Annotated in this window: 2 protein-coding genes; both read left to right on the top strand. The window is 71.8% G+C overall.

The window, feature by feature from the left end; translation table 11 throughout:
* Positions 1-389, top strand: a 389-nt coding sequence (gene tssL, locus APM_RS10260; RefSeq protein WP_007423304.1) for a type VI secretion system protein TssL, long form, incomplete at its 5' end; no start/stop codon positions are given.
* Positions 386-1,627, top strand: a 1,242-nt coding sequence (gene tssM, locus APM_RS10255; RefSeq protein WP_007423303.1) for a type VI secretion system membrane subunit TssM, incomplete at its 3' end; no start/stop codon positions are given. The genes tssL and tssM, both read left to right, overlap by 4 nt.

The following is a 1,627-nucleotide window of genomic DNA, read 5'->3' as shown; positions in this document are numbered from 1 at the left end:
TCGCCGTGCTCGGCACCGTCAACGCGCCGGTCATCCGCATCAACAACACCGGCCTGTTCGCCTCCGGCAGCGCGACGGTCGAGAGCACCGCGCTGCCGCTGATTTCCAAGATCGGCCAGGCGCTGGCGCGCGAGAAGGGCAAGGTGCAGGTGATCGGCTATACCGACAGCCAGCCGATCCACACGCTGCGCTTCCCCAACAACCTGGTCCTCTCGGAGGACCGCGCGAAGGCGGCGGCCGCCGTGCTCGACCGCGCGATCGGCGATCAGAGCCGCATCACCGCGGAGGGGCGCGGCGCCGCCGACCCGATCGCGACCAACGCGACGCCGCAGGGGCGCGCCCTGAACCGGCGGATCGAAATCGTGCTGATCCGGAGTGAAACCCAATGAGCGCACGGCTGGTCCGCTGGCTGCTGAGCGGCGTCGGCGCCGCGATCATCGCGGCCCTGGTCTGGTTCTTCGGCCCCTTCCTCGCCGTGCTCGCCGGCATCCTGCCGCGCGCGGCGATCGCTGTCCTGGTGTTCGTGATCTGGCTTGCGGCCAATCTCTGGCTCGATCGCCGCGCCCGCAAGAAGGCGGCCGCCGTCGAAGAGGCGATCACCGAGACCCAGGCCGACCCCGAGGCCGGCATGCGGGCGGAGGAAGTCGCCGCGCTGGCGGACAAGATGAAGAAGGCGCTCGGCATCCTCGCCCGGGCGCGCGGCCGGCGCGGCTTTCTCTACGAACAGCCCTGGTACGTCATCATCGGCCCGCCCGGCGCCGGCAAGACCACCGCGCTGCTCAATGCCGGCCTGAACTTTCCGCTCGCCGCCGAGCTCGGCCAGGGGGCGGTCGCCGGTGTCGGCGGCACCCGCTATTGCGACTGGTGGTTCACCGACCAGGCGGTGATGATCGACACCGCCGGCCGCTACACGACGCAGGATTCCTCGGCGTCGGTCGACCAGGCCGGCTGGCACGGCTTCCTCGACCTGCTGCGCCGCACCCGGCCGCGCCAGCCGCTGAACGGCGTGATCGTCGCCATCGCCCTGTCCGACATCGCCCAGGCCGACGCCGCGGCCCGCGCCGCCCATGCGCGCGCCATCCGCGCGCGGATCAAGGAGATCAACACCCGCCTCGGCGTCACCGTGCCGGTCTACGCGCTGTTCACCAAGGCCGACCTGATCGCCGGCTTCACCGAGTTCCATGACGATCTCGACACCGCCGGCCGCGCGCAGGTCTGGGGCATGACCTTTCCGCCCGATCGCACGCCGGCGGGCATGGCGGGCCGGTTCGCCGCCGAGTTCCGCGAGCTGGTCGGCCGCGTGGAAGAGCGCATGCTCGACCGCCTCGCCGCCGAACGCAGCCCGGATCGCCGCTCGCTCATCGCCGGCTTCCCGATGCAGGTCGCGAGCCTGCAGGCGCCGCTGGAGGCCTTCCTGAACGAGGCGTTCGCCGGCTCCCAGCTCGATCCCGCGCCGTGGCTGCGCGGGGTCTATCTCTGCTCGGGCACGCAGGAAGGCACGCCGATCGACCGTCTGACCGGCGCGCTGGCCCGCAGCTTCGGCATCGACCAGCGGCGCGCGCCCAGCCTGCGGCCGCAATCCGGCCGCTCCTATTTCCTCGGCCGGCTGATCGGCGAGGTGATCTTC

This window comes from Acidiphilium sp. PM, from assembly GCF_000219295.1.
Classification (GTDB): Bacteria; Pseudomonadota; Alphaproteobacteria; order Acetobacterales; family Acetobacteraceae; genus Acidiphilium; species Acidiphilium multivorum.
The sequence above is the reverse complement of the archived record's forward strand: the minus strand, read 5'-3'. Positions and strand labels throughout refer to the sequence as shown.